Origin of the sequence: Pseudomonas lactucae, assembly GCF_016937615.1 — a bacterium.
Classification (GTDB): domain Bacteria; phylum Pseudomonadota; class Gammaproteobacteria; order Pseudomonadales; family Pseudomonadaceae; genus Aquipseudomonas; species Aquipseudomonas lactucae.
The window spans coordinates 1-18,905 of record NZ_JAFHKI010000138.1; the positions used below are offsets into that span (position 1 = coordinate 1).

17 protein-coding genes and 2 pseudogenes are annotated in these 18,905 nt (G+C 62.2%); 5 read left to right on the forward strand and 14 right to left on the reverse strand.

Annotated elements, in window-relative coordinates; translation table 11 throughout:
* Positions 1-50 precede the first annotated feature (50 nt).
* Positions 51-275 (reverse strand): YgdI/YgdR family lipoprotein, encoded by a 225-nt coding sequence (locus JWR98_RS22920; RefSeq protein ID WP_078733277.1) that lies wholly within the window; start codon positions 273-275, stop codon positions 51-53.
* A gap of 187 nt (positions 276-462) precedes the next feature.
* On the opposite strand from JWR98_RS22920, the gene JWR98_RS22925 reads away from it, so the two are divergent.
* A complete protein-coding gene (locus JWR98_RS22925) occupies positions 463-2,112 on the forward strand; it encodes a VRR-NUC domain-containing protein (RefSeq protein WP_078733276.1) in 1,650 nt (549 codons plus the stop codon).
* On the forward strand, positions 2,109-4,361 hold the full coding sequence (locus JWR98_RS22930; RefSeq protein WP_205491274.1) for an ATP-dependent DNA helicase: 2,253 nt from the start codon (positions 2,109-2,111) through the stop codon (positions 4,359-4,361). The genes JWR98_RS22925 and JWR98_RS22930 overlap by 4 nt, the downstream gene beginning before the upstream one ends.
* A 73-nt stretch (positions 4,362-4,434) precedes the next feature.
* Here JWR98_RS22930 and JWR98_RS22935 read toward each other — a convergent pair whose 3' ends face one another.
* Together JWR98_RS22935 and JWR98_RS22940 are read right to left on the reverse strand one after the other, a co-directional pair.
* Positions 4,435-5,385 carry an alpha-E domain-containing protein gene (locus JWR98_RS22935; protein ID WP_003174001.1) on the reverse strand — a complete coding sequence of 317 codons (951 nt, stop codon included), beginning with the start codon at positions 5,383-5,385 and terminating at the stop codon, positions 4,435-4,437.
* A gap of 3 nt (positions 5,386-5,388) precedes the next feature.
* The gene (locus JWR98_RS22940; protein WP_078733274.1) at positions 5,389-6,798 is read right to left on the reverse strand and encodes a circularly permuted type 2 ATP-grasp protein; all 1,410 of its coding nucleotides are present in this window, start codon (positions 6,796-6,798) and stop codon (positions 5,389-5,391) included.
* 446 nt (positions 6,799-7,244) lie between these two features.
* On the opposite strand from JWR98_RS22940, the gene JWR98_RS22945 reads away from it, so the two are divergent.
* The 3 genes from JWR98_RS22945 to JWR98_RS29835 all read left to right on the forward strand — a co-directional run bounded on the left by JWR98_RS22945 (position 7,245) and on the right by JWR98_RS29835 (position 8,202).
* On the forward strand, positions 7,245-7,790 hold the full coding sequence (locus JWR98_RS22945) for a hypothetical protein (RefSeq protein ID WP_078733273.1): 546 nt from the start codon (positions 7,245-7,247) through the stop codon (positions 7,788-7,790).
* A gap of 68 nt (positions 7,791-7,858) precedes the next feature.
* Positions 7,859-8,062 (forward strand): hypothetical protein, encoded by a 204-nt coding sequence (locus JWR98_RS22950; protein WP_078733272.1) that lies wholly within the window; start codon positions 7,859-7,861, stop codon positions 8,060-8,062.
* 11 nt (positions 8,063-8,073) lie between these two features.
* Positions 8,074-8,202 carry a hypothetical protein gene (locus tag JWR98_RS29835; RefSeq protein WP_256858187.1) on the forward strand — a complete coding sequence of 43 codons (129 nt, stop codon included), beginning with the start codon at positions 8,074-8,076 and terminating at the stop codon, positions 8,200-8,202.
* A gap of 66 nt (positions 8,203-8,268) precedes the next feature.
* On the opposite strand, the gene JWR98_RS22955 is transcribed toward JWR98_RS29835, so the two are convergent.
* From JWR98_RS22955 to JWR98_RS23005, 11 genes and pseudogenes are all read right to left on the reverse strand, one after another.
* The gene (locus tag JWR98_RS22955) at positions 8,269-9,510 is read right to left on the reverse strand and encodes an EAL domain-containing response regulator (RefSeq protein WP_078733271.1); all 1,242 of its coding nucleotides are present in this window, start codon (positions 9,508-9,510) and stop codon (positions 8,269-8,271) included.
* Between the two features lie 9 nt (positions 9,511-9,519).
* Positions 9,520-9,903, reverse strand: a complete 384-nt coding sequence (locus tag JWR98_RS22960) for a response regulator (protein WP_078733270.1) — start codon at positions 9,901-9,903, stop codon at positions 9,520-9,522.
* Positions 9,888-11,234: a sensor histidine kinase gene (locus JWR98_RS22965; RefSeq protein ID WP_205491276.1), complete on the reverse strand. Its 1,347-nt coding sequence runs from the start codon at positions 11,232-11,234 to the stop codon at positions 9,888-9,890. The genes JWR98_RS22960 and JWR98_RS22965 overlap by 16 nt, the downstream gene beginning before the upstream one ends.
* 207 nt (positions 11,235-11,441) lie before the next feature.
* A complete protein-coding gene (locus JWR98_RS22970) occupies positions 11,442-12,365 on the reverse strand; it encodes a universal stress protein (RefSeq protein ID WP_205491278.1) in 924 nt (307 codons plus the stop codon).
* 144 nt (positions 12,366-12,509) lie between these two features.
* A pseudogene (locus JWR98_RS22975) lies at positions 12,510-13,882 on the reverse strand (sensor histidine kinase).
* Positions 13,879-14,541 (reverse strand): response regulator, encoded by a 663-nt coding sequence (locus JWR98_RS22980; protein WP_205491280.1) that lies wholly within the window; start codon positions 14,539-14,541, stop codon positions 13,879-13,881. Before JWR98_RS22980 ends, JWR98_RS22975 begins: the two are co-directional and overlap by 4 nt.
* Positions 14,542-14,552: 11 nt before the next feature.
* Entirely contained in the window at positions 14,553-15,197 is a 645-nt protein-coding gene (locus tag JWR98_RS22985; RefSeq protein WP_078733265.1) for a tetratricopeptide repeat protein, read from the reverse strand.
* Positions 15,194-16,002, reverse strand: a pseudogene (locus JWR98_RS22990) (SDR family oxidoreductase). The gene JWR98_RS22985 and the pseudogene JWR98_RS22990 overlap by 4 nt, the downstream one beginning before the upstream one ends.
* Positions 15,989-16,663: an iron-containing redox enzyme family protein gene (locus JWR98_RS22995; RefSeq protein ID WP_078733263.1), complete on the reverse strand. Its 675-nt coding sequence runs from the start codon at positions 16,661-16,663 to the stop codon at positions 15,989-15,991. The pseudogene JWR98_RS22990 and the gene JWR98_RS22995 overlap by 14 nt, the downstream one beginning before the upstream one ends.
* Complete coding sequence (locus tag JWR98_RS23000) at positions 16,660-18,138, reverse strand: AMP-binding protein (RefSeq protein ID WP_078733262.1); 1,479 nt, start codon at positions 18,136-18,138, stop codon at positions 16,660-16,662. The genes JWR98_RS22995 and JWR98_RS23000 overlap by 4 nt, the downstream gene beginning before the upstream one ends.
* Entirely contained in the window at positions 18,128-18,805 is a 678-nt protein-coding gene (locus tag JWR98_RS23005; protein ID WP_205491281.1) for a thermostable hemolysin, read from the reverse strand. Before JWR98_RS23005 ends, JWR98_RS23000 begins: the two co-directional genes overlap by 11 nt.
* Between the last annotated feature and the right edge of the window lie 100 nt (positions 18,806-18,905).

The following is an 18,905-nucleotide window of genomic DNA, read 5'->3' on the forward strand; positions in this document are numbered from 1 at the left end:
CCTCGCCACCAAGCTCGCTCCCACATTTGATCGATGGGGATAGAAGGAAATCAGTTTTCCTTGCGCACGGTGGCTACGTCATCAGCCTTGATGCGGATACGCTTGCCGGCGATATCGGTGAATTCGTAAAAACCGTCGGCGGTTTTGGCGTTCGGTGTGTCCTTGGTCAAATACTGTGTGCCATTTTGCAGCGTCACCACGGTTTGCGTGGCGCAACCGGCCAATACCAGAAAAGTGAGTGCAACCAGCGGCAGACCCAAATTCTTCATGTTCATAACCCTTACCGTTAACCCTGGAAAGTCCCGCGCCAAAGGCGGCGGGGTATAAATGTTACGCCATCGACTCGACTATCTGATCACTTTTATACAAAAAGTTGCGTGCGCCATTTATCTATTACCGATTGCAACACCGCATTGGTAACGGCACTCTGTATGCATAACCAGTATTTGATCAGCGCGCACCATGGCCAACCCCCTCGAAGATCCGCTCTATTACCTGCATAACTTCCGCCAGGTCCTGCATTGGCTGGGGCAGCGCTATGCCGATCTGCTCGATCCTGACGAACAGCATTTCATTCAGCAATTTGACAGGTTGCCGCAGGCGTCCCAGGCGCTGCTGGTGCGCATGGTGATGCGCAAGGGCGTGCATTTTCGCGCGGGTAAGCTCAACTATGTCGAGATCGGTTGTACCCATGCCGCTGCCGCGCCGCTGCTGGCACTAGGCTGGGTCGATGACCAGCCGCTACTGGACGTCGCAGACCTGTTCGCGCTGCTGCAAAAAGCCGAAATCCTGAACGCCTTCAGCCCCTGGATCGACCAGCCGAGAGCCAGGAAAGTCGATTGGCTGGAAGGGTTGTCGCTGCAGTTCACCGACCGCCGCCGCTTTGCCCACTGGTGCCCCGGGCTGGCCGATACGCTGTACAGCCTCACCGTGATGGAGTTGTGCGACCGCCTGCGCTTGATGTTTTTCGGCAACTTGCATCAGGACTGGTCCGAGTTCGTGCTGGCCGACCTTGGCATCTACACCTATGAAAAAGTCGAGTTCTGCGCCGAGTCCCGTGGCCTGCGCAGCCGTGACGATGTGCACGGCTACCTGTTCCTGCAGCAGTGCCAGCACGCTTTTGAAAGCGGTACGGCGTTGGAAGAGGTCCTCGCCGACATTGCTACCCTGGGCACCGATAACCCCTGGCTGGAGAAGCGCCGCGCCAAGCTGTTGTTCCAGATCGGCCAGTATTGCGAGCGCAGCGCCGAACTGGCCCTGGCGCAGCGGATCTACCGCACCTGTGCCTACCCCGGCGCGCGCTCGCGACTGATCCGCGTGCTGGAGCGCCAAGCCGACTACGTCAAGGCCATGGCCCTGGCGAGCGCCGCGCAACAGGCACCGGAAAGTGCGGCGGAACACCAACACCTGTTGCGTGTGATACCGCGCCTGCAACGTAAATTGGGCGGGCCTGCCGTCCCCAGGAGCAAGCCTCGCGAAGTCACGCGCCTGGACCTGGAGCTGGCGCTGCCCGAGCCGTTGATGTCGGTGGAGTACTGCGTGCAGGCCCACCTGAGCGAACCCGATGCGCCGGTGCATTACGTCGAGAATGGGCTGATCAATTCGCTGTTCGGCCTGCTGTGCTGGGACGTGATCTTCGCACCGTTGCCGGGCTCGTTTTTCCACCCGTTCCAGCGCGGTCCGGCGGACCTGCACAGCGAAGACTTCCAGCATCGCCGCGCGCCGCTGTTCGCCGCGTGTTTCGAGCAACTGTGCGATGACCGTTATAAAACCAGCATCCGCCGACGCTACGTGGAGAAATGGGGGATCCAGTCACCGTTCGTGTTCTGGAACCTGCTCAGTGAGGAGCTACTGGAACAGGCGCTGGAATGCCTGCCCGCCGCGCACCTGCGCTGCTGGTTCGAGCGCCTGCTGCTGGATATTCGCGCCAACCGCGCCGGCATGCCGGATTTGATCCAGTTCTGGCCGGCGCAAAAGACCTACCGCATGATCGAGGTCAAGGGCCCCGGCGACCGCCTGCAAGACAACCAACTGCGTTGGCTGGAGTTCTGCGCGCAGTACCAGATGCCGGTCACCGTCTGCTACGTGCGCTGGGCGGAGCAACCTGCTTGAGCTACAGCGTGGCCGTGCGGGCGCTGTGTGAGTTCACGGCCAAGGTCGGTGACCTGGACCTGCGTTTTACCCCGTCGCCCAGTGCCCAGGAAGGGATTGTCGGGCACCGCACCGTGGCTTCGAGGCGCAGCGCGCACTACCAGAATGAAGTGGCCCTTGAGGGCGAGTACCAGCAACTCAAAGTACGGGGCCGGGCCGATGGCTATGACCCGGACGCCAATCGTCTGGAAGAGGTGAAAACCTATCGTGGCGACCTCGATGCCCAACCCGCCAACCATCGGCAATTGCATTGGGCCCAGGTCAAGGTGTACGGCTGGCTGATGTGCCAGAAACTCGGACTCGCGCAAATCGATCTGGCGCTGGTGTACTTCGATATCGTCGGCGAAGGGGAGACGCTGCTCCACCAGCGCTGCCGGGCGGACGAGCTGCAAGCCTTCTTCAACACGCAGTGTGCGCTGTTTCTACGCTGGGCCGAGCAGGAGATGGCGCACCGCGCCGCGCGCAACCGTGCGGCGCAAAGCCTGGCGTTCCCGCATGCCGATTTTCGTCCCGGCCAGCGCTCGTTGGCCGAGTCGGTGTACAAGGCCGCCAGTACCGGCCGTTGCCTGATGGCCCAGGCGCCTACCGGCATCGGCAAGACCATCGGCACAATCTTCCCGCTAATCAAGGCCCTGGCCCCCCAGCAACTCGACAAAATCCTTTTTCTCACTGCCAAGACCCCAGGTCGCAAACTCGCCCTCGATGCGGCCCGGGTGCTGCACGCCGACGAGTTACCCTTGCGCGTACTGGAGCTGGTCGCCCGCGACAAAGCCTGCGAGCACCTGGAGAAAGCCTGTCACGGCGAGTCCTGCCCGTTGGCCAAGGGTTTCTACGACCGTCTGCCGGCCGCGCGCGAGGCCGCCGCCCAGGTTCGCCTGCTGGACCAGCGCACGCTGCGCGAGGTCGCCCTGGCACACAGCGTCTGCCCGTATTACCTGAGCCAGGAAATGGCGCGCTGGGCCGATCTGGTGGTCGCCGACTACAACTACTATTTCGACTTCGGTGCCCTGTTGTTCGGCCTTGGCCAGCTCAACGGCTGGCGCGCCGCGGTGCTGGTGGACGAAGCCCACAACCTGGTGGAGCGGGCGCGCGCCATGTACAGCGCCAGCCTCGACCAGTACAGCCTCAAGACTCTGCGCGATACGGCGCCCGAACCGCTGAAAAAACCCTTGCAACGCCTGAACCGTGAATGGAATGCGCTGCACAAGGACCAGATCGCGCCGTATCAGGCCTACGCCGCCAGGCCCGAAAAGCTGGTGCAGGCCCTGAGCCTGTGCACCAGCGCCATGGGCGACTATTTCAACGATCACCCCGAATCACTCAGCGGCGATCTGCAAGCGTTCTACTTCGAGGCCCTGCAATTTGCGAAGGTTGCCGAGTTGTTCAACGAACACTTTATCTTCGATATCAGCAAGCGCCCGCTCAATGCCAAGCGCAGCAGCTCCACCCTGTGCCTGCGTAACGTGGTGCCCGCCGAGTTCATCCGCCCCCGGCTCACCGCCGCCCGCAGCAGCGTGCTGTTTTCGGCCACGCTGAGCCCACGCCACTATTATGCGGATTTGCTCGGCTTGCCCGCGGACACGGCCTGGATCGATGTGGAATCACCGTTCAAGGCCGAACAACTGCAGGTGCGTATCGTCGACCGGATCTCCACCCGGTTCGTGCATCGCCAGGCGTCACTGGCGCCGATTGTCGAGCTGATTGCGCGCCAGTTCGCGCAACGACCAGGTAATTACCTGGCGTTTTTTTCCAGCTTCGATTACCTGCAGCACGTGGCGCAGTTGCTGGTCGAACGACACCCGCAGATCCCGCTGTGGCAGCAATCGCGGGGCATGGCCGAAGCCGAGCGTCAGGCGTTTCTCGACCAGTTCACCGAACACAGCCAGGGCATCGGCTTTGCCGTGCTCGGCGGCGCGTTCGGCGAGGGCATCGACTTGCCCGGCACACGCTTGATCGGCGCGTTTATCGCCACCTTGGGCCTGCCGCAACTGAACCCGGTCAATGAACACATGAAGGCACGCATGGGCGCGATCTTCGGTGCCGGTTATGACTACACCTATTTGTATCCCGGCATTCAGAAAGTTGTGCAGGCAGCGGGGAGGGTGATCCGCAGTCAGCAGGATCAGGGGGTGGTGCTGTTGATCGATGACCGGTTTGGCGAGGCGCGGGTACGTCAATTGTTGCCGAAGTGGTGGTCAATCGATAGCTGAGAGGGACGGCACTCCAAATGTGGGAGAGAGCAAGTCGCACCGCCCCTCCCACAGTTTTTATCGGTGGGGGTACTTAGACCACTTCCAGATAAGAGCTGTGAATCGAGCGCGCCAACTCACGCACGGTGTCGATAAAGTCCGTCAGACGGGCATGCAGGCCGTCCTCCAGAATTTCGTCGATCCCCGTGTAGCGCAGGCGCGCTTCAAATTCCGCTGCGAGGCGTTGCGCGGTGCGCCCATAACTGCCGGGCAGGTCGGCGAGGATATGGCTCAGTTCCTCGATACACGCATGCAACGAGCGCGGCACGTCGCTGCGCAACAGCAGCAGCTCCGATACCGAGCGTGCATTCAGCGCATTCGGGTACAGCTCGGTGTACGCCTCGAACGATGACAACGCCCGGAGCAGGGCGCTCCACTGGTAATAACCGCGTGCCGACAAATCGCTGACTTCTTCCGATTCCTCGCCAAACATTTCGTAGCGCGCATCCAGCAGGCGCAAGGTGTTGTCGGCGCGCTCGACGAAAGTGCCCAGGCGAATGAACCGATAGGCGTCATTGCGCATGATGGTGCCCGAGGTCGCTCCCCGGAACAGGTGCGAACGCTGCTTGACCCAGTCACAAAAGTGGCTGATGCCATGCCGTGCCAGGCCGCCGGCGGCGATGCTGCGCATTTCCAGCCAGGTGGCGTTCAGGTTTTCCCACATGTCGGCGGTGATACGCCCGCGTACCGCGTGGGCATTGCCGCGGGCGGCGCGCAGGCAGTTGTAGATGCTCGCGGGGTTTTCTTCGTCGAGGGCGAAGAAGTGCAGCATACGTTCGGCATCCAGCGTCTGGTGGCGTTCGAGGTAGCTGTCCAGGGTGCCGCTGCTGAGCAGCGACATGGCCAGTTCATCGAGGCCGTCGGTGTGTCCGGCCTGGGGCATCAACGACAGCGAGTAACTGACTTCCAGCATGCGCGCCAGGTTCTCGGCGCGTTCCAGGTAGCGGGACATCCAGTACAGATCTGCGGCGGTTCTACTCAACATGATTCAGCCCTCCACCACCCAGGTGTCCTTGGTTCCGCCGCCTTGCGACGAGTTGACGATCAATGAGCCTTCACGCAGGGCCACCCGCGTCAGGCCGCCCGGCACCAGGCGGGTTTCCTTGCCCGACAGCACGAAGGGACGCAGGTCGATATGTCGGGGAGCGATGCCGTTTTCGACAAAAGTGGGGCAGGTGGACAGGCTCAGGGTCGGTTGGGCGATATACGCGTGGGGACGGGCCTTGATGCGCTGGCGGAAGTCCTCGATCTCGGCGGCGCTGGCGGCAGGGCCCACCAGCATGCCGTAGCCGCCGGAGCCCTGGGTTTCCTTGACGACCAGTTCGGGCAGGTGGGCCAGCACGTGGGACAGCTCATCGGGCTTGCGGCACTGGAAGGTCGGCACGTTTTGCAGGATGGGTTCTTCATCCAGGTAGAAGCGGATCATTTCCGGCACATAGGGGTAGATCGACTTGTCATCCGCCACGCCGGTGCCAATGGCATTGGCCAGCACCACGTTACCCGCACAGTAAGCCGCCACCAGGCCGGGCACGCCGAGCATCGACTCGGGGTTGAACGCCTGCGGGTCAAGGAAGGCGTCGTCAATGCGCCGGTAGATCACATCCACGGCCTTGGGGCCGTCGGTGGTGCGCATGAACACCTTGAGGTCGTGCACGAACAGGTCGGCGCCTTCCACCAGTTCCACGCCCATTTCCCGGGCCAGGAACGCGTGTTCGAAGAACGCACTGTTGAAACGCCCCGGGGTCAGCACCACCACGTTGGGGTTGTCCAGGCGGCTGGAGCTTTTCAGGGTCTTGAGCAGCAGGTTGGGGTAGTGGTCCACCGGCGCGATGCGCTGCTTGGCGAACACTTCGGGGAACAGGCGCATCATCATCTTGCGGTCTTCGAGCATGTAGCTCACGCCGCTGGGGGTGCGCAGGTTGTCTTCGAGTACGTAGTAGGTGCCATCGCCGTCGCGTACCAGGTCGACGCCGGAAATATGCGAGTAGATGCCGCGATGCAGGTCCAGGCCGACCATGGCCTTCTGGTAACCCTCGTTGCCCAGCACCTGGTCCGCCGGAATGATGCCGGCCTTGATGATGCGCTGGTCGTGGTAGATGTCGGCAAGGAACATGTTCAACGCGTTGACCCGCTGGATACAGCCGCGTTCGATCACGCTCCACTCACTGGCGGGGATGCTGCGGGGAATGATGTCGAAGGGGATCAGGCGCTCGGTGTCCTGCTCGTCGCCATAGAGGGTGAAGGTGATCCCGGCGCGGTGAAACAGCAGATCGGCTTCACGGCGACGCTGAGCCAGCAGTTCCGGCGGCGTATTGGCCAGCCAGCGGGAGAATTCCTGATAGTGCGCACGGCACACGCCGTGAGCGTCATTCATTTCATCAAAGAAAGATCGAGCCATTCCAGTACCTTGTCAGTGCCCAGTGTTACGCGGATGGCACTGCCGCTTAAAAAAACGCATGTCTTTATGAGCCCGTGGCTATGGGTGCCAACAGACCTGGTCCTTACTTTCTTATGGGGTCGGCTCTGGGTCGGGGGGTAACGAATGCTCCTTTATTCGGGCAGATGAATGGTTTAAGCAATGCCTGTGCCGAAACCGCTCTGGCGTGACGATTACCTTGTGCTGAGCGGGTTTGTAGTGAGCGGGTTTACCCCGCGCCGGGCTGCGCAGCGGCCCCAAAAAAGGAGCGCTACGCACTCCAGCGCGGGGCAAGCCTGCTCACTACAGGTCGTGTCGCTCATCCCCACAATAAGGCAGGGCGCGCACAGCTTTGGTGCGTGAACAAACTTGAACTTCACCTACCCCTGATTCTTCTAAACAGTTTCGCCACTGTGTGGAGCATCGCCGTGCCCAGAATCATCGCCCCCGATACCCCCGAAGCGGCCCTGACCGATCACAGCGAACACAATGCCAAGATTTTCGGCTCGCCCAAGGACCGCCTGGACTTCTACCGCCGCGAGATCCAGTACGAAACCTCGATCCTGGCCAACCGCACCGACGCCTACCTGACGGCGCAGTCGTTCCTGGTGATCGCTTTTGTGTCCGGTATGGGCAACCTCAACCCGGAGTGGGGCAAGTTGTTCACGCTGGTGGTGCCGATGTTCCTGGCATTGTTGGGCATTCTCAGCTCACTCAATGCCTGGCCGGGTATCCGCGCGGCCTACGAAATCATCGACCACTGGCACTACAAGCAAAGCGAACTGCTGCGCAGCGAGCCGGTGATGGGCATGGCCTATGACGAGTCGCCGTTGTTCTCGGAAGTGGAGTCATCCCACAAGGGCTATCGCAAGTCCCTGCTGTTCTCGATGCGCGCGCCGTGGTTGTTCATGGTGTTCTGGTTACTGCTGGGGATCTATGCGTTCTACATCCAGATCGACAACCCCATCCGGTGATCCATCGCATGGAACTTCAACCGGCGTCGTAGCGCCTTAACTTTACCCAGCACAGGCAGAGGTGCACCATGAGCACAGATAACGATCCACAAGTAAGCAATCGTAACGACCCGGCCATCGACGGCTCGCAACCCACTGCCGCCGATGCGCCGAAAGACCCCAGGCCCGCCAGCGATCCCAAGGCCAGGGACAACGACTACAGCCCTGACTTCAAGCCTGAGCCCGAGCACAAGCCTGAAACCGATGCCGATATCGACACCCAGGGCGGTTAGAGGAAACGGTCATGTCCAAAGAACTGGATGAAGAACTCAACGACCCGGGCAACGAAGACCCGGGTTCGTTGATGGACGATGCGCAGGTGCCGCTGAATGATCCCGACGCCGAGTCCGAGGCAGACCCGCCCAACCCCTGAAGTCAGTCGGCTACTAGCAAAGGCATTGTGTTCGCCCTTAACTGACTGACATCAGGGGCAGCCCGCTCACTGCTGGCGCAATAACCGCTCCAGGTTGTCCACCGGCAGCGGTTCGCTGAACAGATACCCTTGAATCTGGTCACACCCGGCTTCCTTCAGAAACGCCATCTGGGCCTGTGTCTCTACGCCTTCGGCAACCACGCGCAGTTTCAGGCTGTGGGCCAGTTCGATGATCGTGCGGGTAATCGCCGCGTCCTGGGGGTTGGTGGTGACTTCGCGAATAAACGCGATATCGATCTTCAGCGTGTCGATGGGAAAGCGGCGCAGATACGCCAGGCTTGAATAGCCGGTGCCGAAGTCGTCGATGGCGATCTTCACGCCCTTGGCGCGCAGGCGTTGCAGGCTGGCGATGGTGTGCTGGGTATTTTCCATCAGCGAACCTTCAGTCAGTTCCACCTCCAGGCAATGGGCTTGAACACCTGTCTGATCAAGGATCAGCCCGATATCGGCAATCAGGTCGCCCTCGATCAGTTGATGGCCGGAGACGTTGACCGCGACTTCAACCGCGCCGATGTCGCACTGCTGCCATTTAGCGATCTGTCGGCAGACTGTCTCGATCACCCAGCGCCCCACGGGCACGATCAGGCCCAGGCTTTCCAACACCGGCACGAACACCGCGGGCGAAACCGCACCGTACCCCGGCCGATCCCAGCGCAGCAAAGCTTCCAGAGCGCAGATGCGTCCGCTGGCCACCTCGACCTTGGGCTGGTAATGCAGCGTGAACTCATCGTGCTCAACGGCCGTGCGCAAGGCGGTTTCCAAATCCTGGCGAGCCAGGTCGTGCACGTTCATACGGGTGGTGTCATCGCGCTGGCGTTGCAATTGCTGCTCCAGCATCGCGCTGTGTTTTTTCAACTGGTCGCCATGGCTCTTCAGCCGCAGCAAGTTGCGCACCCGCAGCCACAGTTCGATGTGCTCCACCGGCTTGTTGATGAACTCTTCGGCACCGGTGTGCAGGCCGCTGACCCGTGCGCCGGGTTCGTTGAGGGCCGAGAGCATGATGATCGGGATATTCGACGTCGCCGGGTTACTCTTGAGCCGGTTGGCGACCTCAAAGCCGTCCATGCCCGGCATCATGACGTCCAGCAGGATCAGGTCGGGCGGTTGCTGTGCCACCAGTGTCAAGGCTTCTTCACCGCTACTTGCACTGCGTGTCTGGTAACCCTCGTGTTGCAGCAGGGTTTCCAACAGCTTGCGAACCTGAGGTTCGTCGTCAACGATCAACAGCGTTGCGGGTGAGCTGGCCATGGAGAAGACTCATACGGGGGGTGTGAGGGTCGGGTTCAGCAGGGTGTCGATCACTTGGTACAGCTCTTTGTAGCGCAAGGGTTTGATCACATACGCGTCACAACCGGCCAGGCGGGTTTTTTCGCGGTCTTCCTTCATCGCCATGGCGGTGAGGGCGATCACCGGAATGTGCGTAGTGTGCGGGTCCTGCTTGAGCAAGCGCGTCGCCGCCAGGCCGTCCATGCCCGGCAACTGGATGTCCATGAGGATCAACGCCGGTTTCTGCTCGCGTGCCATGGCCAATCCGGTTTCGGCATCGGCGGCCCACAGCACGCTATGCCCGGCTGTGACCAGCAGCAGGCGCGCCAGGCGCATATTGGCTTCGTTGTCCTCGACGATCAGGATTGTGGCCATACCGCCTCCGTAGGCTTGGCGCGGTGCAGCGGCAGCCACACCACAAAACGCGCACCCTGGCCCTCGCGACTGGTCACGGCCACGCTGCCGCCATGTAGGTCGGTGAGTTGCTTGACCATCGCCAGGCCCAGGCCGGTGCCTTCGAATTTGCGCGCCAGGCTGCTATCGATCTGGCTGAACGCCTTGAACAGCTTGCCCATGTCATCGGCGGCAATGCCGATACCGGTGTCGCTCACGCTCAGCTCCAGAAAGCGTTGGTGCACGCTGGGTTGCAGCGCGAAGCCATACACGGGCCAGTCGCCTGGCACCAGGCCGACCTGGTCGCGACCTACCTCGCGCACCGCCAGGTGCACAAAGCCTGCGTGCGCGCTGAACTTCACCGCGTTGGCCAGCAGGTTGTAGACGATCTGTTTGGTCTTGCGCTGGTCGAGCATCAGGGTGCCCAGGTCGCCCTGGCTGTCCAGTTTCAACTGGATACGCTGCTGGGCGGCCTTTTCCCGCACGATCAGCAGGCTGTTGCCCAACAGACCCGCGAGTTCCACCGGTTCCAGCTCCAGGTCCATCATCCCGGCCTCGACCTTGGACAGGTCGAGAATGTCGTTGATCAGCGACAGCAGATGCTGCCCGCTGGTGAAGATGTCGCCGATGTATTCACGCTGGGTATCGCTCATGGCGCCCACCAATCCATCCTTTAATGCCTCGGAAAAACCAATCACCGCGTTCAACGGTGTGCGCAGTTCATGGGACATGGTGGCGAGAAATTCAGACTTCATGCGGCTGGCATGTTCCAGCTCCAGGTTCTTTTCCTCCAGCGCGCGTTCAAAGCGTTTGCGCTGGGCCTCTTCCTGTTTTCGCGCGGTGTTGTCGGTGCCGATCAACAGGTAGCCGATGATCGTATCGCTGCGGTTGCGCAACGCCGTCACCGAGACCATGGCCGACAGGCGACTGCCATCCTGGCGGATATAGGTCAGCTCGTAAATGTCCTCAATTCCGCGTGAGGCCTTGAATACCAGGGCTTCAAAGCCGGGGGTGATGGGGGTGTCCAGCTCCAGGCTCAGGGCGGCGGCGCGGATGATCAGCTCGGCGGGGTCGGAAATGTCGGCGGGGGTGATGCAGTTGACCACATCGGCGGCGGCATAGCCGAGCATGCGTTCGGCACCGACATTGAAGATCTGGATCACGCCTTTTTCGTCGGTGGCGATGCTGGAGAAATACGCGCTGTTGAAAATCGCGTCTTGCAGCGCACCGGCTTTGAGCAGGGTTCTCTGGCGTTTGAACTCAACCAGTTTTTCGGCCCGCGATTGCGGCAGGGAGGGGGGCGTCATGTCCATCGCTTGAGCATTCCATGATTGTCAGGCCCGCCATCGGCAATCGGCGATGGCGCAGAGCATGCTCACAGAAAATCGCGGGAGGGCGATGAGCAGGAGATGACGTGCTGTGACAATAGCAGAACTGTGCACAGCGCGTGCACAGGCACTCAAGCGGATTTACCGGAAAAACAGGGCGGCAGGCGGCCGCCCTTGATTGCGTCAATGGGCTCAGTCGAATACTTCGGGTGAAACCGTCCATACACTGCACGGCATTTTGTACAACAGCGCTTCGGTGGTGCTGCCCAGCAGGCGCGTGAGGCCAGGATGGCCGACCCGGCCCATGACGATCACATCAACGTTGTAGGCGTCGGCATAGCTGGCCAATACGCTGGCCGGAGTGCCCAGGATCATGTGGCGCTGTTCGGGGGGGATGCCGTTGCGTGCGGCCAAGTCGTCGAACGCCCTGGCTTGCTCGTCGAACAGCAGCTTGGCCGCTTGCGAAGAGAAAAACTCAGCGCCACTGCCAAACCCATACTCCTGGGCACCCAGGTCGGACAGGTCATGTGCGTAGATCACCTCGACGTCGGCATCGCACGCGGTGGCCAGCTTCGTCGCCTCGTGCAGGATTCGATCGTTCAGCCCCTCGTAGCGGCCATCGCGATGGAACGGGTCGACCGCTGCAACGATCTTGCGTGGCAACGCATGCCTGACCTTGCTGACAAAGTGCAGTGGCACCGGGCATTCGCGCAGCAGGTGGACATCCAGCGGGGTAAACATCAGCCGCGACAGCCACGACTCATGCTCCAGCGCCTTGATCACCAGGGCCATCGGTTCTTCCTTGAGGCGAAGCAACAGCTCCTTGAGCGGGTGTTCAACCCAGACCACTTCGGTGGTGACCGTCAGCCCGAGGTTGCGCAAAGGCCGGGCCTGGTCCTCCAGCCAGTGTTGGTGGCGCTCCACATACCCCAGGCGCATCTGCTCCAGCGCCTGCTCGTTGACCAGTCCGGCGGTCGCCAGCCCTTCCAGATAGTCGAAGGCCAGAATATGCAGCGCAGCGCCTTCGGCTTTCGCCAGGGCGGCGGCGCGTTCAAGCGCGGGGCTGCGCTCCATCAACGGTGTAACCAATAACAGGAAACGTGCTTGAGCAGGCATGGTGATCTCCCGTGGCAGCGAGGGGCATCGGGCAGTGATGCCTTTTGCTGATCATGAGCCTGGCAGCCGGGCCGGGGTTGATCTGCATCAAGTGGCCTTGCGGCCGGGTGAGACCGGCGACGATCGGTCAGGCAAGGTTACTGCTCAAGGTGCATCCACGGGGATATCCAGTGTGGCCCTGAAACCACCGGATGCCAGGTTTTCCAGGCGTATCTGGCCTCCGAGGCGTTGGGCGATGGTGCGCACGATAGTCAGGCCCAGGCCCGCTCCCTGTGCATTGCCGCGGCTGTAGAACCGCTCGAACAACCGATCACGTTCGGCCTCATCGATACCTGGGCCCTGATCGTCGACGGTCAGCACAAAACGCCCGGCCTGCTCGCGCAACCCGACGGTGATCACCCCCTGTTGCGGGGAAAAGTTGGCTGCGTTGGTCACGAGATTGGTCAGGGCGATATCGATGGCGGCGGCGTCGGTGCTCACGTCGTAGTCGGCTGCGTCGACGTCGAGCACTAACTCAAGGTGCTTGCTCAATAGCCAGGGCGTCAGCTGGACCAGTGTTTCGCGCACCGTGGTCGCCAGGTCGATGACATGCGTGGGCGGCGTTCGCCGCCCGGTTCCAGGCGCGCCATGGTCAGCAATTGGTTGACCAGTCGGCTCGTGCGATCGACGCCGCTGATCAAAAAAGCCAGGGATTCACTCCGTTCGGAGTCGGTGCCGGCTTCCAGCAGATTTTGCGCGTGCACCCGCAGGACTGCGAGGGGGGTGCGCATTTCATGGGCGGCATCGGCGATAAAACGGCGCTCGCGGCCGACCATGTCCTGAATCTGCGCCAGCATACGGTTCAACGCTGCCTGCATCGGTTCAAGCTCGGTGGGCAAGGGCTTGAGTTGCATCGGCTCCAGGGTGCCGGACTGCCGGGCGCGCAGGGTGGCGGCCATGTCGGCCAGCGGTTTGAGCCCCCAGCCGATGGCCAGCCAGACCAGCGCCGCCAGGATCAGGCTGCCCAGCACATTGGGCCACAACGTATGGCGCACGATGCGGCCGACGAGGTCGGAGCGCACATCGTCACGTTCACCCACCCAGATACGCAGGCCACTGTCTTTGTCCTTGAGCACAAACCCTCGCCATTGGCGGCCGCTGACGTCCTCGACATTCACGTACCCCGGTTGGGTGGGAGGCGTGGCAAATGCCGGCGCGCTGCTGGTAAACACCAGGCGTTCGCCCGCTGTGTTCCACACCTGGAAGGCAATTTTGCTTTCATAAGGATGGCCGTCCACCTTCGGCACCGCTTCCCCCAGCGCCTTGTTGAAGGCCCGATACAGGTCAGCCTGGTCCTGGCTGGCCAGCGGCATGCTCATCACGCCTTGCAGCAGGCGGGCGTTCTGCGCCAATTGTGCGTCGTAGACCTCGGTGATTTCATGATTGCTGTCGTGCAGGTTGAGCCAACTGATCACCAATAGGCCGCTGAGCAGCAGGCCGATGATCAGGGTCAGGGTGCGGCGGCGAATGGACATCATCCGCGCTCCTCCACCAGGTAGCCCACGCCGCGCACGGTGCGGATCAATTCGCTGGAGAATTTTTTGCGCAGGTGGTGGATATGCACCTCCAGAGTGTTGCTTTCAGCCTCTTCGTTCCAGCCATAAAGCAGTTGCATCAATTGGTCACGGGTCATGACGCGGCCGGGCGGCGAGAGCAGTTCATGCAGCAGTTGGTATTCCTTGGGCGTCAGCACCACCGGTTGGTTGTGGTAGGAGACATGCTGGGTGCCGGGGTCCAGGCGGATGCCGGCGTGCTCGATGAGGGCCCGTGCGCGCCCGGCGCTGCGCCGCAGCAAGGCGCGCAGGCGGGCCTTGAGTTCGGCCAGGTCGAAGGGTTTGATCAGGTAATCGTCGGCACCGGCATCCAGCCCGGCGATACGGTCTTCGGTGGCGTCCCGCGCGGTGAGAATCAGCACGGGCACGGTGGCGCCACTGTTGCGCAGGCGACGCAGTACCTCCAGCCCGTCCATGCGCGGCAGGCCCAGGTCGAGCACCGCCGCATCAAAGGTTTCGCTGAGCAGGGCATGCAAGGCGCTGCTGCCGTCCTGCAGCCAGTCGACGGTATACCCCTCGCGTGTCAGTGCCTGGTGAATGCCTTCGCCCAGCGCAACGTCATCCTCGATCAGTAATAAACGCACAGGGTCCCCTGTCAGTTGAGTTTGCGGTGGATCTCGGCCAGCACGCTGTCGATTTCTTGGCGGCGTCCGGCGTCGGCCGTTTCACGTCCGGGGCGTGGCGCGGCGAGCAGAGCTTTGCGCAGGGCGTCACGGGCTTCGCCGTAGCGCTTTTGGCGGTACAGGTGATCACCCCAGAAGTACAGACTATCAATGCCGGCCGGGTTGAGTTGCAAGGCTTGTTTAAGTAACTGATCGGCCTTGTCGGCATCGCCGAAGCCGATGGGCCAGCCGGGGACGCGGTCATACAACGCGCCAAGACTGGTATAGGCCGAGCCTTGCAATGCAGTGGGGTCCAGGGCGAGGGCTTTTTCGAGGTCGATCTTGGCCGACTTGACCTTGCTCAACGCGCCGAGCCCACCCTGGGCGCCGGCCCAACTGCTGGTGACGATGCCGGACCAGATCCAAGCCTCGGCCGCCTGGGGGCGTAGCTGCGTGAAGGCAGTGGCCTGGGTGGCAAGCTGTTCGAAGGCATGTGGGCGCTGCTCTTCGGGCAGGTTGTATTGGATATGCGCCCAGCGCAGTTGGATATCGCTCAGACGTTGTTGGTCGGCGGTATCCAGCGCCCACGCCAATGGGCTCAGAAGGGTGAGCAAAAGTGCGGCGAAGAGGCGTTTCATGGGGCGGCGTCCTTATTGACAGGTGAGTCGCTCAAGCGGCGAATCAGCGGCAGGTGTTTACGCAGGCTGCGGTCCACCAGGTTCGGCAGCAGGCTGTTGAGGCGCACGAAGAAACGCTCCGGCCAACCCAGGTACAGGTCGCGACGGTCGTTGAGAATGGCCTGGGTCACCGCCGAAGCGACGGCGTGCGGGTCGTCGACATTGGACTTGAGCGCGTCGTTCAACGCTTGCGCCGCCGGGCTGTTCATGCCGGTGCGGGTGCGCGCGGGGCGACATACAGCACACCCACGCGGGTGTCCGCCAGCTCCCGGCGCAGGGCCTCGGAAAATCCGCGCAGCGCGAATTTGCTGGCGCAATACGTAGCGTATCCGGGGTAGCCAATCGAGCCGTAGGTTGAGCCGACGTTGACCACCATGGCGCCGGGAGCTTGCTTGAGCAGCGGCAGCAACAGCTTGGTCAGGCAGATCGGTGCGGCGATGTTCAGCGCCAGCATTCCGTTGATGTCGCTGTCGTCCAACTGTTCAAGCATCGCGAAATGATTGATCCCGGCCGTGTTGATCAGCAGATTGACGCCGCCGATGGCTTCGGCAGCCGCCAGCACCTTGCGCCGGTCGGCCAGAAACGTCAGGTCGGCATTCACCCAGCACAGTTGCTGCGGATAGCGCGCGAGCAACGCCCCCAGCGCTGCGCCATGACGGGCCACCGCCAGCACCCGCGCACCACTGGCGCACAGCTGGGCCGCAATGGCCAAGCCGATGCCGCCGCTGGCACCGGTCAGTACCACGCGCGCATCAGACAGGCGCATGGCTGGCCTCTGCGACGCGCGGCAGGTGACGGAACATATCGGTATACAGCGCGTACACCACCCTTGACGCATGGATAACGGCCGCCTGATCGGCCGGGTCGTCCAAGCGGTTCATCAAGCCGCGGTAGGTCGCCATGTGGCCGATGTCCAGGGAGCCGTGGGAACTGAGGTAGCTGAAGGCTGTGTCGGGCAACTGCAAGCGATCACGGATGCTGCCGGCCGCATGGGTCGCCAGGGCGATACTGGTGCCTTCCAATACATTGACCATGCCGAACAGGCCGACAGGGTTGTCGCGGGCAATCAGGTCATACAGGTAACTGACCATCAGCTCGATGGGCAAGCCAGGGCGGCCGTCACGCACCGCGTGCGCATCGCCCCCGCAGGCGGCGATGTCATTGAGCACCCATTGCTCGTGGCCGTATTCCTCCTCGATGTAGTCGCAGACCGCCTTGCGCAGCCACTCCAGGCGCGACGGCAGACGTGCGCCGCAAGCCATCATCAGTGGCACGGTATGCCGGACGTGATAGTACGCCTGGGCCAGGAATGCCCGGTAGCTGTCCAGGCTGACCTTGCCCTCCAGGGCGTCGCGGATGATCGGCAGTTGGAACAGCGCCTCACGTTCGTGTTGGGTGGCATCTTGCAGCGTGTCGAAAAAGTTCACGATGGGGTTTCCTCGTTCAATGCAGGGACAAGCAGGGTTTGATAGCGGGCGACGATGGCTTCGCGCCGTGGTCGGCCATTGGCGGTGAGCAAACCGTTGGCGGCGCTGAACGGCTCGTCCAGACGCGTCCAGTGGTGGACCTGCGCGTAGTCGGGCAGGGCGCTGTTAGCTGTGGCGATGGCGGCCGCCAGTTGTGCGTCGGTGCACTCGGCACGGTGGGGCCAGAGCAGCGCGTGGTTGCTGGGCTGGGCTTCGCCGGAGACAAAGGCCTGAGCAATCACACCGCCCTGGGTCAGTTCGGCTTCGACCCAGTCCGGGTTGACATTGCGCCCGTAACTGGTCACGAACTGATGCTTCTTGCGGCCCTTGAGGTAGAGAAAACCGTCGGCATCAAAGGCCCCCAGATCGCCGCTTGGCCACCACGGTTCGGGCGGCTCGGCCTGGCCCAGGTAGCCGAGCAGGGTCGAACCTTTGATCAGCACCTCGCCGTCCTCGGCCAGACGGATCTGCACGTGGGGCAGGGGTTTGCCGACGCTGCCGGATCGGTGTGCATCGACCTGGTTGAGACACACCACCGAGGCGCATTCCGACAACCCGTACCCCTCGAACACCGGTATGCCCAGCTGTTGCGCGCGTTGCAGCAAGGCGGTGGATACCCGCGCACCGCCCACGGCGGCAAACCGCAGGCTTTGGGGATCGAAGGCCTTTTGCTCGGCGGCAACCACCAGCATCAACAGCAGTTGCGGCACCAGGATCAGGCTGTGGGGTTGACGCATCGCCAGGCACCCAAACAATTGCGCTGCCTCTACCGCACTGGCGCCCTGGATGCCCAGGCTCCTTTGTCCGGGCACACTCAAGGTGGCGCCGGCATACAGCGCGGCGTAACACCCCAGGTTCTCAAGCAGGATGGCCATGGGCAGCAACGCCAGGTGATGGCGTGGATCTGTGACGTGGCTGGCCTGGTGCAATTGGCGAGCGACCCGCAGCAGGCTGTCGGCGCTCAGGCACACCCCCTTCGGCGTGCCGGTGGTGCCGGAGGTGAAAGTCAGCTTGGCAGTGCCGAACGGCATTGGCGGTCGGCCTGTAAAGGTGCGGCACCAGAACTCACCGGCCTTGCGGTATCCGAGGGCGTGCAACTCAGCGTCCAAATACGGCTCGGCAATCACCCGCTCGGCGTGGCTTTGCGCCAGGCAGTGGGCGCGCTGGGCAGGGCTGAAAAACGGCGGCAAGGTTACGCAGGTCAAACCTTCGAACAATACGGCCAGGTCCCAGAGCATGGCGTCGACGCCATTGTCCAGGGCCAGGGCTACCACCTTGACGCGTTCATCGCGCAGGCGTCGCTGACGGTCGCTGACGTCGGCGAACAGCGTGGCGTAGTCCATTTTCAACGTGTCCCCCCACAGGGCGACAGCACCGTCATTGCGTTCGGCATGTGCGCGCAGTACTGCATGGAAACGGCGGGTTTCAGGCGACATGGCTGGTGTCCTCCACAGTGGCAGGCAACCCCAGGCGCGAAAACAGTCCCATGTTGCGCAGATGAATGAAGCCGGCGCGGATATTGCCGACATGCACCCAGGGTTGGCTTTCGTAGTAACTGCCCCAGTGATGACGCTCATCGCCCAGGCGCTGTGGGTCGGCCGCGCACAGGGTGACGGGCTTCAAACCCAGGCGATGGAAGCTGTTGACCAGGCCGATGTTGCCGGTAAAGGCGACCCATTCCAGCCCCGCCATCGCCAGCAGCCAGGTAATGGCGATGATGCTCAGGCGTGCGCTGCCGGTATCGCTGGCCGCCAGGTTGCCGACTTCGGCGATGGCGCTGCGTTCAACGTTGCGCTCGGCGGCGGCGCTGATGAGCGGCTCGATCGAATGGTCCAGATAGCGTTCCAGAAACAGCGGCTCGGCCTGCGCGAGTCGCACCCCGGCGACGGCACACAGTTCACCGTTGGCCTGGCTGACGCCAAACAGCTGAGGCATGAAGTGCCGGATATCGGCCCCATGGGCGAGGCGAAAGCGCTGCTGGATGAACGCCTCCAAAGCCGGGCGTTGCGGGTCGTGGGGCAGGGCGCGGGTAAGGCGCATCGGTGGGCTGTCGGCCTGGCCGAACAGCACGGGCAAGGGAATATTCCAATCGATCCGGGGCATTGGCGCTACGCCTCCCAAGTGAAGTTGGGCGGAGTATCGGCGGCATTTCTTAACGAAGTCTGAAGGTGGCAAAACTGATCATTATTAACGATCTTCAGAC